General features: G+C 80.1%; 1 protein-coding gene. It reads left to right on the top strand.

Annotation, left to right across the window (positions count from 1 at the left end; genetic code table 11):
- A partial coding sequence (locus tag PYV61_RS26550) for a histidine kinase dimerization/phospho-acceptor domain-containing protein (protein WP_275836898.1) occupies window positions 1-517 on the top strand: 517 nt, incomplete at both ends.

Genomic DNA, 517 nt, shown 5'->3' with positions numbered 1-517 from the left:
GCCGCCTGCGCATAGCGCGCTGGCGGTCGCGCGGCGGCTCCACCGCCTCGGCGCGCGCTATGCGCAGGCGGCGGTGGCGGGCTTCCTGGTGGCGCAGCGCCGCGCGCTCCGCGCGCGCTGGCGCACGCTCCGCCACGACCTGCGCAACCCGATCGGCACCATCCAGAGCGCGCTCGCCCTCATGGACGACGAGGCGCTCCCCCCCGAGACGCGCCAGCACCCGCGCATGCGCGCCATGGTCGCCCGCAACGCCGGCACCCTCGCCCAGCTGGTGAGCGACGGGCTGGACGACCGCGCCGCCGTCACCGCGCTGGCGCGCGAGCAGGTGGCGGCGCTGCGCGCGCTCGCCGACGCGGCGCGGCGCGAGGTGCGCGACGCCGCGCTCGACGCCGGCTGCGAGGTCGACGTCGCGCGCGTCCCCGACGACCCGCCGGCGACCGTCGAGCCGGCGGCGCTCCAGCTGGTGCTGACGGTCGTGCTGCTCGCCGGGGTCGCGCGCGCGCGCCACGGCGACGTG

It is taken from the genome of Roseisolibacter sp. H3M3-2, assembly GCF_029211165.1.
Taxonomy (GTDB): Bacteria; Gemmatimonadota; Gemmatimonadetes; order Gemmatimonadales; family Gemmatimonadaceae; genus Roseisolibacter.
The sequence above is the reverse complement of the archived record's forward strand: the minus strand, read 5'-3'. Positions and strand labels throughout refer to the sequence as shown.